Consider the following 13,742-nt stretch of genomic DNA (forward strand, 5'->3'; position numbering starts at 1 on the left):
CGCCCAGGTCGCTGTTCAAATCCACCTTGTAAGGCATCAGGTCATCACTCCTCTACTCAGGAAAGTCTCTCCCAGGTGACGGTGTGTTCCACCCCGTCCACCCGCACCTTCATGGCCCCGGACGCCCTCCTCCCCAGCCCACGGGACGCCTTCGCCGCAGCGACCGCAGACTCCGTCACGTACTTCTGAAGCGCCTTCAGCGCCGCCGCCTCCCGCCTGGATATCTCGATGCCCTCCTCCTGAGATATCTGTGTGAAACACACCGCTGCGCCGGGGACGCGCTGGCTCAGGCGGGCCACGTCAAAGGCGTGGACCACGCCAATCTTGACGTACCCCCCCGTGGTCTGGCGGTCCGCCATCATCACGATGGGGAGGCCCTGCCCCGGGATCTGCACCGCCCCCATGGGAATGCCGTCCGAGATGATGTCCGGGCCCTTCACGTGCTCGATGACGGCATCGCCCTCCATACGGTACCCCATGCGGTCCGCCGAGGCGGCCACCTTGTACTCCGCCTCGAAGAAGGTCTTGACGCCCTCGGACGTGATGTAGGAGTCCTGCGGCCCCAGGACCGTCCGCAGCGGGGCCTTTGGCGCGTAGTCGGGGCGCAGGTCCTCCGGACAGCCGATCCCCGCCGTGTAACGCCACAGGACCCAGGGCTCCCCCACCGGCAGCGCGTCCCCCGCCGCCAGCTTACGTCCCTCGAAGCCTCCGGTGCCGGCCTTCATGTAGGTGCTGCGGCTCCCCATCACCAGGGGGACGTCAATCCCGCCGGCCACGCAGAGGTAGGCACGGCACCCCTTGCCGGTCATGCCGCCGAAGGATAGGACGTCGCCCTCCCGAACCGCCACGACCGTCCAGTTGGCAACAGGCGCGCCATTCAGCCTGGGAGCAAGGTCCCCGCCCGTGATGGCGACGGCCCCTTCGCCGTCCTCAAAGAGGACCGTAGGCCCCATCAGGGTGACTTCAAGGGCCGCGGCCCCCGCCGGGTTGCCCAGCAGCAGGTTGCCTCGGGCCAGAGCAGGCGCATCCATGGCGCCGCTGACGGGCATTCCAAGCGCCTGGTGCCCCCAGCGGCCAAGGTCCTGCACGGTGGTCAGCGTACCCGGTTTTTGAATCACGAGCCTCATCTCGCCGCCCCCCTCTCACGGTACTCAACCCTGTAGGCGCCGCTTTTGGCCTCTGCCTCAATCTCCCTGTAGCGCTCCATGGTCACCGGATAGAAGTGGACCCACATTCCAGCCTGGATGGCCACGGCGGGTTCACGACCGGCGTCGTAGAGATCGTAGGGCACGCGACCGATGATACGCCAGCCACCGGGGCTGGCGATGGAGTAGGCTCCGGCCTGGGCGCCTCCAATGGCCACGCTGTTGGCCGGAATGAGCTCCCGAGGCGTCTTGAGCCGTGGTGTCTCCAGCGAAGGGTCCATGCCCCCCAGGTAGGGGAAGCCAGGGGTGAAGCCGTTCATGAAACAATAGAGGGGCGACTCGCTGTAGCGCCGCACCACCTCGTCCTCGCTGAGGCCTGTGTGCGATGCAACATCGCCCAGGTCCGGACCGAACTCGCCGCCGAAGAACACGGGAACGCACACCTCCGTGGTGCTGGCCGAGTCCGCGGGGCCGGCGCCCTCAAGCTCCTGCTCCAGGCGCTTCTTCAGCGCCGGCAGGTCCACGGTAAGCGGGTCAAAGTACACGGAAAGGGAGCGATAGGTGGGCACAAGCTCCTTCATCCCCTTGAAGGGACGGTCCAGCAGCGCCCGCTTGATGGCCTGGACGTGCCTGTTGATCTCCATGTCGATCTTCTCGCCGAAGTCCACGAACAGACACGTCTCCCCCGCCGGAAGAATCTTTGCGTCCATGTCAGTCACCTCCAGATGAGGTCACACATGGGGGAGGGGCGGAAACGCGCCCTCCCCCATGCATCAATTAGCTGTTGAAGATCTTCATGATGTTGGGGAGCGCCTGGACGCCCATCCACAGCGTGAAGGCCACCACAGCCCAGCCGGTGAGGGTGAGGAGGATGGAGTGGCGGTAGTTGCCCACGACTTCCTTCTTGTATGCGCCCAGCAGGATGGAGCCCAGGGCCAGGGGCAGGATGAGCCCGTTGATGGCCCCGGCCAGAATGAGAAGCGCCACGGGCCTGGCCACCAGGACGTTGATGGCCGTGGAGACGCAGATGAAGCCGATCATCCACCAGCGGTAGTTCCGGTCAATGACCTTGAAGAGCGTCCGGAGGAAGGAGACCGAGGTGTAGGAGGCGCCGATGACGGAGGTGACGCCAGCCGCCCAAAGCACGACGCCGAACATCCGCCGACCGATCTCGCCGGCGCCTCTGAAAAACGCGTCCGCCGCCGGATTGTTCTCGTCCAACACAACCGCATCTTCGCCGGCTGCAACGTACACCACGCCCAGGACCGCGAGGAACAGCAGGATGCGCATGATCGAGGTGACGAGGACCCCATTAGCCGCTGCCCTGGTGGCGTCCTTCACATCTCTGATGCCGGCGTCCAGCAGGCGGTGCGCGCCGGAGAAAGAAATGTACCCGCCCACCGTGCCGCCAATGAGGGTCAGGATCACCATCCAGTTGATCGTGTCGGGGGCAAGGGTTCCCCTGGCCACTATGTCAAGGGACGGCGCGGCCTTCACGGCCACGTAGCACATCAGGGCGATCATCAGGACGCCCAGGATCTGAGTGAAGTAGTCCATGGCCTTGCCAAGGTCCTTGTTCAGGTAGATGAAGACGGCGATGGCCGCGCTGATCACTGCGCCGTAATTCAGCGGAAGGTCCAGCATCGTGTTGAGCCCCAGGGCCGCGCCGCCCACGTTGCCCACGTTGAAGGCGAGTCCGCCCAGGGCCACCGCGAAGGCCAAGAAGTACCCCAGCCCCGGCAGGACCCTGTTGGCCACGTCCTGTGCCCGGAGGCCGGAGACGCAGAGGATGCGCCAGATGTTGAGCTGCACGATGGTCGTCACGATGATGGTGGCGAGGATGGCGAAGCCTGCCGCGGCCAGAAGCTGCTGGGTGAATACCGTCGTCTGGGTGAGGAACCCCGGCCCGATGGCCGAGGTGGCCATGAGGAAGGCTGCGCCCAACAGAACCTGCAGCGTCCCCTTATTGCTCTTCTGTTCCATGTGGTTACCTCCCATATAGTGTGATATGCGTGAACGACCGAAGGCCGTCCTGCCCCCCTAGAATACGGCGTAGTCGCTGTCCATGGGGTCGGCGATGAACATGTGGCCTGGGGAGTGGGTGATGGCAAACTCCGGACAGGCCGCCATGATGGCCGCCTGGGGCGTCACGCCGCAGGCCCAGAAAACGGGGGTCTCCCCCCTGCGGATATCCACTGCGTCGCCGAAATCCGGCTTCGTAACGTCGGCAATGCCGATGGCCGAGGGGTCCCCGATGTGGACGGGGGCGCCGTGAACGGAGGGGAAGCGTCCCGTGCAGAGCACGGCCTTGGGGACCTGAGCGTGGGGGATGGGGCGCATGGAGACCACCATAGGCCCCTTCAACTGCCCTGCCGGACGGCACTGGATGTTCGTGATGTACATGGGGACGTTGCAGTCGCACTCAATGTGGCGAACGCCGATCCCCGCCTGGAGCAGCGCCCCCTCAAAGGAGAAGGAGCACCCCACCAGGAAGCCCACCAGGTCCCTCTTCCAGTACTTCGTCACGTCCGTGGGTTCGTCCACGCACTTCCCCTTCTCCCACACGCGGTAGCGCGGGATGTCCGTCGCGATGTTCGCCCCCGGCGCAATGAGGCGCGGCTCCGTCTCACCGGGCTCCGTCACGTCCAGGATGGGGCAGGGCTTGGGGTTTCTCTGGGCGAAGACCAGAAAATCGTAGGCAAGGTCCCTGGGCAGCACCACCAGGTTAGCCTGTACGTGTCCGGCACACATACCGGAGGTGGGCCGATCCCACTTGCCTTCACGGATCATCTGCCGCACCTCACGGGGGCTGGCTCCCGCATAGTCGCTCATCTTTGCCATTTTCTTCAAGACCTCCATTCCTGGATTGCATTGAGCAGACACTTGGATTCACCATACTAAAAGGCGACAACAGGGGGATGAACGAAGATAAAAAGCAGACGAACAGCGAACAGCGTGCGCTGTGCCCGGGAAGCGGGGCACCGATGCTGGGCGCCTGGCAGTTTCATCCGAGCGGCAGTCCTTCGCGGTAAAGGGTTTTTTCGATCCTCAACAGCGAGGGAGACGGTCACCCGGAGTCGCCCCTTCCCCTAAAAACTCTGATGGGAGGAGTATGACTTGTCATTATTTTATAACAACAGAGCGAGAAAATACACAGGGTCTTCGCACACTGGTCGGGGTCTATCAGGGACGCCGTTTTCATTGAGCTTCGACCGAAAGAAGTTGAGCGGGGGCCCTACGGCGGAGCCTGGGAGGCGGACACCGTTCCGAGGAGCGGGGGGCTGGACCCTCTGGCTGCCGCAAGGCCTGCCGCTGCTTCACGTTAAAAACCTTGCCCGTGGACCTGGGCCGCTGCGTTGGGCTTGGCAATCCAGCACAAACAGTCCCTGTCAGGCGATCTGCTTTTATCCGTGGTTTTGGGGCGACTCCTCCACAATGCGCTTCAGCCTCTCCGTGTCGATTGGCAGCTTCCCCAGCTCCTTGCCCCACCGGACGTACGCCTCGACGTTCTCCGCGGGGGTGAAGAGCGGCACCTGGCAGCCGGAACCGAGGACATACCCTTTCGGGGAGTCGTGGGCCTTCAGGATGCACTCCGCCACGGACCTCTTGATGTCCTCCTCCTTGCCCAGGTTCAGGACGTTGACCGGAGGAACGTTCCCAATGAGGGCGACGCTGCCCCCCATGACCGCCTTGGCCTCCGCCAGGTCCTCGACGTTATCGACGCTGAAGGCCGACACTCCGGCCCCCACGATGTCCTTCCATATCCCCTTGGTGTGCCCGCAGATGTGGGTGCCCGGATTCTTCCCCAGCACCTTGCCGCCGTGCCGCACGTTCTCGGTGAAGTAGGGAAGCGAGAATTCGATGAACTGCTTGTAACCCAGGAGGTCCGTCGAGGCCACGGGGTCCGAGAAGGAGAGGCCGACGATCCCTCGCTTGCCCAGCTCGTCGATGTAGCGGTTGTTCCCCTCCGTGATGACCTCCATCAGGTGCCGGACCTCGTCGGGGTGGCGGCGCGTCCAGCGCAGGAAGTTCTCCGCGCCGCAGACGGCGATGGCGACGCTGACCGGCCCGGCCATCCCGGCCCCCACGCCCGTCTTGCCGTCCAGCCTCTCCTTCAACTTGACCAGGGCATCCAGCACGATGGGCAGCCGCCCGTCCTTCAGGGGGTCGGGGACCCTGAGGTCATACACGTCCTTCGGTTCGTGGACCCGCGGCACCTTCACGCTGGGGATGCAGTGGTTTTTATAGAGCATCTCGGAGCCCATGGCCTCCGCCATGCCCCTCAGCGTGATGGAGATGCTCGCGCCATCTGGTTGAAACTTCTCCCAGAACCGGGCCTCGATGTCGGCCATGACGTCCGAGTTGAAGTAGTACTCCTTCGTGTTCACGCCAAAGAGCGTGATGGCCGTTTCCCCCATCGAGATGGAGACCTTGAGGCGATCGGGCCCGCCTTGCGTCGTCTGACTCATCCTTCGCACACTCCTTTTGCCTTATCCATATATCCTCGCCGAAAAATCAATGAGGGATCGTCCTTTACGCCATCTCCACTCCCTGGGCAATGCGGCACCTTCCGTAGCGCAGCTCCGTAAACTTCCGCGCCAGGCAGGGCCCCGCGCAGAGGTTTCCGTCCTCGGCCCTTTCGAGAAACCCCACGGAGAAGAGCGACGTCATGTTCTTGGGGCACATGTAGATGGGCGTCGCAAGCCCCTCCGAGCGCTTCAAAATACGCAGGTAGCTGAGGCCCGAAACCTGACGGAACAGGCGAGGCCCCACGAGGTCCAGGGATCCGACGGAATCCGCCAGGTAGATGAGCTCCGGCCCCAGGACGTCCACCCGCGCGATGTGTTCTGCGATAAAGTCCTCGACGATGCTCATAAGCCGCGGGAAGGGCTCCTTCCGCTTCGGCATGGCCCGATAGACCGCCTCCGTCGGGAGGAGCCCCGACATCAGGGCGATGGGTCCCGTCACGTTGACGACGATCCGTGCCCCTCGTTCCTTTAAAATCTTGATGGCCTCAAAGAGGGGGTCCAGCATCTCGCGGCGGATGGCCTCGGGACAAAAGGCCTCCGCCTCCGCCCAGTCGGAAAAGACCTCCTTCGCCACCCGATCCCCCAGCTCCGGGTCCCAGGTGATGGCCGTCCCAAGACAGGCCGTCATCAGACACTCCGACAGGGGGACGACGACGTGGTTCATGCCGCTGACCTCCCGCACCCTCTCCGCCGCCCGCGCCATGGCCGAGCCGTCCTTCAAGGTTTCCTCGTAGCTCATCCCCAGCTCCTCCAAGACGGGGACCAGGCTCGGCGAGTCCTCTGTTTTGCATTGATATATCTTCATGTCCACCCCTCCTCAGCCCTCAGTGGAACAACAGCGCCTCGGCAAACGTCCTCTCGTAGCCGGGGAGCACGCTCAACTCGATGTAGCGCGCCACCTGGATGCCCTGCGTCATCCTCCGGTAGTGCTCCCGCGAGACCAGAGAGAGGTAGGCCCCCGTCCTGCTGGAGTTGCCGATGTAGTGAATTCGGTCCCCGAAGGCGGCTGGGAGCAGCCCCGCGCCGACCAGGCTCTCCGGGGCCAGGTGCTTGCCGAACTGGCCCGCGATGAGGACCCGGTCCACCGCATCCGGCGTCAGCCCAGCCGCTTCGATCAGGCAGAGGGCACCGGACAGGATGGCTCCCTTGGCCAGCTGAATCTGGCGCACGTCCTTCTGCGTCAGGGTCAGGGGCGGGTCCCCCTCCTGAAGGACGAGGCTTCGCTTGCCTCCGGATTCGCCGATGAGATGGCGCAGCTCCGGAGGCGCCTCCTCCGGCCGGGCGACGTTGCCGCGCTTCGTGATCAGGCCGACCGCCAGGAGCTCCCGGACGACGGCCAGGATTCCGCTGCCGCAGAGGCCAATGGGCGACCTTCCCCCGATGGCCGTCAGGGAGAGGCGCCCGTCCTTCAGGACCGCCTCCTCGACGGCCCCCTCCTGGGCGCGCATCCCGCAACTGATGTTCATCCCCTCAAGGGCCGGCCCCGCCGCGCAGGACGCGGCAAAGAGCTCCCCTCCCTTCGACAGGACCATCTCGCCGTTCGTCCCGATGTCGATGAACAGGACGTTGTCCTCCGCCTCCGTCAGGTCCGCCGTGACGATGCCGGCGACGATATCCCCTCCGACGAACGAGGATATCTGCGGGAGGCAGAGGACCCGCGCGTCTGGATGGATCCGGGTGAAGCCCAGGTCCGAGGCCCGCTCGTACCGCCTGTGCCTGAACTGCGGCGCGTAGGGAGACAGGCCGATGGAGCGGGGGTCCACCCCCAGCAGCAGGTGCGTCATGGTGGCGTTCGCGCCCACGCTGAGCTGGAACACCCGCCGGGGCGGAACCGCGTGCTCACCGCAGAGGGACAGGAGCAGCTCCTCCAGCTTCAGGACGATCTCGCGCTGCATCTGCCGGACGGCCTCCACCCCCACCTCCTGAACCCAGGTGATCCGGGTCAGGACGTCCTGTCCGTGCTCCTTCTGCGGGTTGACCTCGGAGGCGCTGCCCAGCTCCCGACCCGTCCCCATGTCAATGAGCGACACGACCACCGTGGTGGTCCCGATGTCCACCGCCGCCGCGAAGACCCCCTCCTCCCCTTCGGGCTCCGCCGTCAGGAACTCTCCATCATGGGTCAGGACGGAAAACCGCGTCCCCTCGAAGGGGAGCCGCTGCAGGACGGCAAGGGGAACCTCCTTCAGGCCCGCTGCCCCAGCCAGGCGCTCGTCCAGGGAGAGAGGGGATGCCAGGGAGGCCGGCTCCAGCACGACGGGGTCCCGCCGCAGGACGGGGTCGAAGACGAACTCCGGCACGAAACCGTCCGTCAGGATCGGGTGTCCCTTCTCCTGCGCGTCAAAGAGGCAAACGTCGACCTCTCCCTCCGGACGGGCAAAGCAGGCCAGGCGGACCCCGTCGGCCAGGTCCCGATCGGAGAGGAGGCGCCGTTCCGCGTCGGAGACGGGACCTGCGTCCCCCGCCAGCACCCGGACCCTGCACTTGCCGCACGTCCCGTGCCCTCCGCAGGCCGCGTTGATCGGGAGCCCTGCGGACCGCAGAACCGTCAGAAGGTCCGTGCCCGGCGTTATGGGGAGGGAAAGCCCCTGGTCTGGAACCCTCACACAGTACATAAGAGAGGCTCCTCCCCCCGTGCCCGCCTGGCCGCCCTCAGGAGGGCCTGTATGGAGTGGATGTCCGATCGCGTGCCCAGCCCGCAGGCCGGCGCCAGGATGTCGGAGCCCATGTTGAGGGCCGCGCGGGCCATGGCCTCCACCCTCTCCTCCGGCGCGAAGGCCAGGCCGAAGGAGCTGACGTTGCCCATGATCTTTCGGGGCGCCAGCCGCTTTCGCGCCTCGCGCAGGCTCACCACCGCGTCGAAGCTGAAGGCGTCCGCCTCCACCGCCCGCAGCTCGCCGAACACGTTCTTCATCTGTCCGCAGATGTGGACGATGAAGCGCATGTCGGGGAACGCGCGGCGCACGCCCCGGATCAGCTCGTTGAGGTATCGGACGGCAAACTCCTCAAAGTAGCGAGCGCCCAGGATCTCCCCCGTGCCGCTGGGGTCGGAGACGGTCAGGACGTCCGCTCCGGCAGCGACCTGTGCCGTGCCAAACGCGATGAGCAGGTCCGTTGCCCGCCGCATCACGGCGTGGGCGTCCGCGTTCTTTCGCCGGAGGGACTTGTAGAAGTCGATGGGGTCCACCAGCGACGTCGCCAGGCTGAGGGGGCCCGTCAGGTTGCCGATGATGGGAACGCCCTCCTTCCCCGTCCGCTTGAGCCGTTCGATGGCCTCGATGACGACGCGGGCACGCCCCTTGGACAGGTCGGGCTCCGGAAGCTCGGCCCATCGCTCCACCCGATCCAGGACGTAGCCCGAAACGTGAGGCTCGCACTCCCGGTTCCCCATGTCCACCGGAGCGCCCAGAGTTTCCGCCTCAACGGTCATGCAGAAGGGGACCCCATAGTTCTCGAACATCTCGCAGTCGTACACCGCCCTGGCCAGGTCCGCCATCTTGACGGGGTCCGTGTGGGCCTCCGGCCAGGCGATGCCGCACCGGTCCATCAGATCGACGACGATGGCGTTCATCATCCCGCCAGGACAGATGCAGGGCGCTTCGGGGATCGACTCCCCCCGGAGCACTCCAATCAGTCGTTCCTTTTCGTTCATGTTCGCCCTCCTTCATCGGACCGCAACCATAGAGCCGTCCCGATGAAGCTCATGCCGCCGGGATCGGCTCTCCCTTGAGGAGCGCCTTCGCCACGCGAACGGCCTCCATCGCGTTGCCCGTGTAGGCGTCCGCCTCGATCTTCTCGCAGAACTTCTGGGAGACGGGTCCTCCGCCGATCATGACCTTGATCTTGCCGTATAGGCCGCGCTCCTTCAAGAGCTCCACGACGCGCTGCATCCCGATCATCGTCGTGGTCATGAGCGTCGAGAGGCAGATGAGGCGGGCGTTCACCTCCTGGGCCTTGTCCACGAAGGCCTCGATGGGGACGTCCCGTCCCAGGTCGTACATCGTGAAGCCCGCCGTCTCGAACATGATCTTCACGAGGTTCTTTCCGATGTCGTGGGTGTCGCCCTGCACGACGCCGATCACGGCAGGGATCGACTCCTCACCCTCTGCCGACGCGTTCTTCAGGTGGGGCTTCAACACGTCCAGCCCGTTGTACATGGCGTCCGAACAGAGCAGGAGGTCCGTGACGAAATACTCCTCCTGCTCGTAGAGCAGGCCCGCGCGGTTCATGCCGTCGACCAGGCCCAGGTTGATCCCGTCCAGGGCGCTGTGCCCCTCGCGAAGGTACTCCTCCGCAACCGTCACGACCTTTTCGTCCTCCATCTCAAACACGCAGTCCGAAAGGCTTTTGAGGTACTCTTCCTTGCTCATTGACATTGGTCATCGCCTCGGTTTCAGAATTTTGTGGGGGACGATCCCCACTCCATCGAGCGTAAGACGGGGCTCAGGGAAGCCTGAACTCCCACAGCGCCATCCTGATGCGGGGGACGTCCAACCCCTCGCCGATCAGGGCCATCCCGGAGGACTCCGCCGGACTCCACGCCTCGATCGTCCGGCTCCGGTTCACGACGTCGAAACGCAGCCACTCCCCGCCAACCGGAGCCAGCCCCTTGATCCTGTAGATTCGTCCGAACGCCCCAGAGGACAGGCGGTCCAGAAGGCCCTCCAGGGCCTCGCGGCTCCGAAAACTCAGGTTCCTCAGGCCCAGGTTCTCCAGCGAGAGCGCCGTCACCCCTTCGGACGGGGTGGGAGCCTCCGCCACCTCCGCGCTGAAAAGGCCGTCCCACCACTCCTTGGGGAGCGCCGCGTAGGGGGGAAGGACGATCCCGGCCTTCGGGTTCAGGCCAGCAAGCGCCTTCAGGACTGCCTCGCGTTCCTCGGCCGGCAGCGCCTCCGACTTCGTCACAATCAGGGTGCGCGCTCGCGCGATCTGGTCCCGGTAGAAGTCCCCGAAGACCTCAATGTAATCCCCAAAGCACTCCGCATCGACGACCGTGACGGGCGGGAGCAGTGAAACGCCCTCCCTCGCCCCTGTCGACAGTGAGGAGAGGATAAGGCTCAGGGACCCTACTCCCGTGGGCTCGATGAGCAGGACGTCGGGATGGAAACGGCGCCCGATCTCGTCGACGGCCCGCAGGAAGTCTGCCCTCATGGTGCAGCAGATGCAGCCCTGGGCCAGCTCGACGACCTCGACGGGCGCGTCCTTCAGGAGGGCTCCATCGACCCCCACCTCCCCGAACTCGTTTTCGAGGACGACGACGGTCCCCTCGATGTGGCGCGCCAGCTCACGGATGAACGTGGTCTTCCCCGCGCCAAGGAAGCCGGATACGATCAGGACTTTCACTCGTTTTCTTCGCTTCCTTTCACAAAAAACCTCTCCCCCCAGCGGGCCGCACCGCCAAGCCCCAACGACGCCAGCGTTCCGACGATCCGCAAAGGGCCGTGCGGGACGAAACACAACGCTCCCGCAACGAGGGCCGCGGCGCGCAGGAGAACGCTCAGACGCACCCCCCACCACCCCTGCAGTGCCGCAGCGAAGGCGACGATGCCGACGGCCGCTCCAACCGAAACCTCAAGGACGGAGAGCAGGGAGCCTCCCTCCATGAGAATCGCGGGATTGTAGATGAAGAGGTAGGGTAGCAGGAAGGAGGTGAGTGCGAAGAGCAGCGCGCGGGTTCCCGTGCTGGCCGCGTTCGCTCCGGCTATCCCCGCCGCCGTGAAGGAGGCCAGGCAGACCGGAGGGCTGATGTCTGCCATGATTCCGAAATAGAAGACGAACATGTGGGCGGAGAGGGGCGGCACGCCCATCTTGACGAGGGCGGGAACGACCACCGTGCTGGTCACGATGTAGTTGGCCGTCGTGGGGAGCCCCATGCCGAGGAGAAGGCAGGCCCCCATGGCCAGAAACAGGGTGGGCAGCAGGGCTCCGCCGGCAAGGTCCAGGATGTTGTCGGAGAGCGTTGGCCCTAAAGCGGTCAAGGAGCTTCCCCCGACGACGAACCCGACGACGGCGCAGGCGATGCCCGTCCCGATCGCGCCTCGCGCCCCATCCGCAAGGGCCTTGACGACGAGCCGCGGCCCCATGCGGGTGTGACGTCTCAGCCCGGCGACGCCGACCATCACGAGAATGCCCCAGAACGCCGCTTTGAGCGGTGTATAGGCGCGCATCAGCATGACGACGATCAGAAGGAGCGGCAGCAGAAGGTGCCCGTCGTCCCTCAGGACCTCCCGGACTCCGAGGGCCTCCCCGCCCAACCCCTTCAGGCCGGCCCTGCGGGCCCTGAGGTGGACGTTCAGGAAGAGGCCCGCATAATAGAGCAGAGCGGGGACGATCGCGGCCGACAGGATTCGGGCGTAGGGGACGTTCAGAAACTCACTCATCACGAAGGCGCCGGCCCCCATGATCGGAGGCATGAGCTGCCCCCCTGTGGAGGCACAGGCCTCGATGGCACCGGCCTCCTCGGGCGTGTAGCCGGCCTTCTTCATCAAGGGAATGGTGAAGGCTCCGGTGGTGGCCACGTTGGCGATGGAGGAACCGTTGATCGTCCCCAGCAGTCCTGAAGCGACGATGGCCACCTTGGCGGGGCCGCCCGGACTCCTTCCCGTCAGCGAGAGGGCAAGGTTGTTGAAAAACCGTGCCCCTCCGCTGCCGGACAGGAAGGCGCCGAACAGGATGAACAGGAAGATGAACGTGGAGGAGACCCCGACCGCCACGCCGAAGACGCCCTCCGTCGTCAGGTATAGGTGCTGGACGATTCGCTCCAGGGAGTAGCCCCGATGCATGAAGATCGACGGGGCGTAGCGCCCGTAACGGCAGTAGAGCAAAAAGGCCAGGCCCAACAGGGGCAGCGTCCGCCCCAGGACGCGCCGTCCCGCCTCCAGGACGGCGATCAGGGTGAGGGTTCCCAGGACGAGCTCGTACGGCAGGACCTTGCCGCCCCGCAGGGCGATGGCGTCGGAGAAGAGGGCGATGTACCCCGTCCCGGCGATGGAGCAGAGGACCAGGAGCGCATCGATCCAGCGCCATCTCCTCAGCGGGTGCAGCAGAAAGACCAGGACCAGGACGAACCCGACGTGGACCGCACGCTGGACGGGCGTCTGGAGGAGGTCGATCCCTGCGGTGTAGAGGTGGAACAGGGACATGGCGACGCAGAGCGCGAACGCCGCGTTCGTCCTGACGTTATCGAGGAGGGATGCCCTGCAGGACAAAGAGGCGTCCTCCCGTCCCGCAGGGTTGGAGAAAACCATCGCTATTTCAGGGCTCCAATTTCTTTGTAGTAACGCAGAGCGCCCGGATGCACGGGAATGCCGACGTGGGCGATGGACTCGGGATTCATGGCCGACATCCGTGCGCTGACGGCGACGAGGTCCTCCTTGTGCTCGAAAAGGGCCTTGGTCATCCGATAGACGAGCTCGTCGTCCAGCTTCTCGTGCACGGCCAGGATATTGGGGCTGCTGAAGGTCCCGATGGCCTTCACCTGGTTTTTGTAGGTCCCTTCGGGAATCGTCAGAGGGCTGAAGTAGGGCGTTTCCTCGCATATTTTTTCGACGACGGCCTGCGGGATGGCGACGAGGTAGGCCGTCCCCAGCGTGGTCGTCTCCATGGCGCTGGCGATCCCGATGGCCCCGATGGTGACGGACGCGTCGATGCGTTTGTCCGCGAACGCGGCGACCACGTCCGCGTGCCCCAGGTTCTCCGGGACGATGTCCTTTTCGGGATCGAGCCCGGCCAGGTGCAGGAGCTGGAAGGCCGTCAGCATGGTGCTGCCGCCCACGGCTCCCACAGCGACGCGCTTGCCCTTGAGGTCCTGAAGGGTTTCGATGCCGCTGTCCCGGGCCGCGAGCAGGTGGATGGCCTCGGGATAGAGGGGCACGGCGGCGCGCAGGAAGGACTGCGGCTTGCCCTCGTAGTTCTTGAGCCCGTTATAGGCGTCGTAGTAGAGGCCGTCGGCGAAGGCGGCCTCGGCCTCTCCATCCGCGAGCAACTGGATGTTGTTCATGGTCCCCCCGGAGGACTGGGCGCTCGCCTTGAGCCCCTCGATGTTGTCCGTCCAGATTTTGGCCATCGCAGA

At 65.2% G+C, this 13,742-nt stretch carries 12 protein-coding genes; all 12 read right to left on the reverse strand.

Annotated features, from left to right (window positions below; translation table 11 throughout):
• Window positions 1–56: 56 nt before the first annotated feature.
• Entirely contained in the window at window positions 57–1,127 is a 1,071-nt protein-coding gene (locus ACO41U_RS07805) for a 5-oxoprolinase subunit C family protein (protein ID WP_485942932.1), read from the reverse strand.
• A complete protein-coding gene (gene pxpB / locus ACO41U_RS07810) occupies window positions 1,124–1,855 on the reverse strand; it encodes a 5-oxoprolinase subunit PxpB (RefSeq protein WP_298778870.1) in 732 nt (243 codons plus the stop codon). Before pxpB ends, ACO41U_RS07805 begins: the two co-directional genes overlap by 4 nt.
• Window positions 1,856–1,922: 67 nt before the next feature.
• Window positions 1,923–3,128: an NRAMP family divalent metal transporter gene (locus tag ACO41U_RS07815; RefSeq protein WP_485942934.1), complete on the reverse strand. Its 1,206-nt coding sequence runs from the start codon at window positions 3,126–3,128 to the stop codon at window positions 1,923–1,925.
• Between the two features lie 57 nt (window positions 3,129–3,185).
• Window positions 3,186–3,986, reverse strand: a complete 801-nt coding sequence (locus ACO41U_RS07820) for a putative hydro-lyase (protein WP_485942936.1) — start codon at window positions 3,984–3,986, stop codon at window positions 3,186–3,188.
• Between the two features lie 563 nt (window positions 3,987–4,549).
• The gene (locus ACO41U_RS07825; RefSeq protein WP_485942938.1) at window positions 4,550–5,614 is read right to left on the reverse strand and encodes a uroporphyrinogen decarboxylase family protein; all 1,065 of its coding nucleotides are present in this window, start codon (window positions 5,612–5,614) and stop codon (window positions 4,550–4,552) included.
• 64 nt (window positions 5,615–5,678) lie between these two features.
• Window positions 5,679–6,479, reverse strand: coding sequence for a uroporphyrinogen decarboxylase family protein (locus tag ACO41U_RS07830; protein ID WP_485942940.1), 801 nt, complete (start codon window positions 6,477–6,479; stop codon window positions 5,679–5,681).
• Between the two features lie 19 nt (window positions 6,480–6,498).
• Window positions 6,499–8,286: an ASKHA domain-containing protein gene (locus ACO41U_RS07835; protein ID WP_485942942.1), complete on the reverse strand. Its 1,788-nt coding sequence runs from the start codon at window positions 8,284–8,286 to the stop codon at window positions 6,499–6,501.
• A complete protein-coding gene (locus ACO41U_RS07840; protein WP_485942944.1) occupies window positions 8,274–9,323 on the reverse strand; it encodes a uroporphyrinogen decarboxylase family protein in 1,050 nt (349 codons plus the stop codon). Before ACO41U_RS07840 ends, ACO41U_RS07835 begins: the two co-directional genes overlap by 13 nt.
• Before the next feature lie 49 nt (window positions 9,324–9,372).
• Entirely contained in the window at window positions 9,373–10,047 is a 675-nt protein-coding gene (locus ACO41U_RS07845; RefSeq protein ID WP_485942946.1) for a corrinoid protein, read from the reverse strand.
• 67 nt (window positions 10,048–10,114) lie between these two features.
• Complete coding sequence (locus ACO41U_RS07850) at window positions 10,115–11,014, reverse strand: CobW family GTP-binding protein (protein ID WP_485942948.1); 900 nt, start codon at window positions 11,012–11,014, stop codon at window positions 10,115–10,117.
• Window positions 11,011–12,879, reverse strand: a complete 1,869-nt coding sequence (locus ACO41U_RS07855; protein ID WP_485942950.1) for a TRAP transporter permease — start codon at window positions 12,877–12,879, stop codon at window positions 11,011–11,013. The genes ACO41U_RS07850 and ACO41U_RS07855 overlap by 4 nt, the downstream gene beginning before the upstream one ends.
• A gap of 41 nt (window positions 12,880–12,920) precedes the next feature.
• On the reverse strand, window positions 12,921–13,742 hold an 822-nt coding region (locus ACO41U_RS07860), incomplete at its 5' end, for a TAXI family TRAP transporter solute-binding subunit (RefSeq protein WP_485942952.1).

This window comes from Fretibacterium sp., assembly GCF_057312375.1.

What these genes read in the sequence shown, in the direction of transcription:
- ACO41U_RS07805 (WP_485942932.1), bottom strand. Translation starts at nt 1,127, where the DNA reads ATGAGGCTCGTGATTCAAAAACCGGGTACGCTGACCACCGTGCAGGAC.
- pxpB (WP_298778870.1), bottom strand. Translation starts at nt 1,855, where the DNA reads ATGGACGCAAAGATTCTTCCGGCGGGGGAGACGTGTCTGTTCGTGGAC.
- ACO41U_RS07815 (WP_485942934.1), bottom strand. Translation starts at nt 3,128, where the DNA reads ATGGAACAGAAGAGCAATAAGGGGACGCTGCAGGTTCTGTTGGGCGCA.
- ACO41U_RS07820 (WP_485942936.1), bottom strand. Translation starts at nt 3,986, where the DNA reads ATGGCAAAGATGAGCGACTATGCGGGAGCCAGCCCCCGTGAGGTGCGG.
- ACO41U_RS07825 (WP_485942938.1), bottom strand. Translation starts at nt 5,614, where the DNA reads ATGAGTCAGACGACGCAAGGCGGGCCCGATCGCCTCAAGGTCTCCATC.
- ACO41U_RS07830 (WP_485942940.1), bottom strand. Translation starts at nt 6,479, where the DNA reads ATGAAGATATATCAATGCAAAACAGAGGACTCGCCGAGCCTGGTCCCC.
- ACO41U_RS07835 (WP_485942942.1), bottom strand. Translation starts at nt 8,286, where the DNA reads ATGTACTGTGTGAGGGTTCCAGACCAGGGGCTTTCCCTCCCCATAACG.
- ACO41U_RS07840 (WP_485942944.1), bottom strand. Translation starts at nt 9,323, where the DNA reads ATGAACGAAAAGGAACGACTGATTGGAGTGCTCCGGGGGGAGTCGATC.
- ACO41U_RS07845 (WP_485942946.1), bottom strand. Translation starts at nt 10,047, where the DNA reads ATGTCAATGAGCAAGGAAGAGTACCTCAAAAGCCTTTCGGACTGCGTG.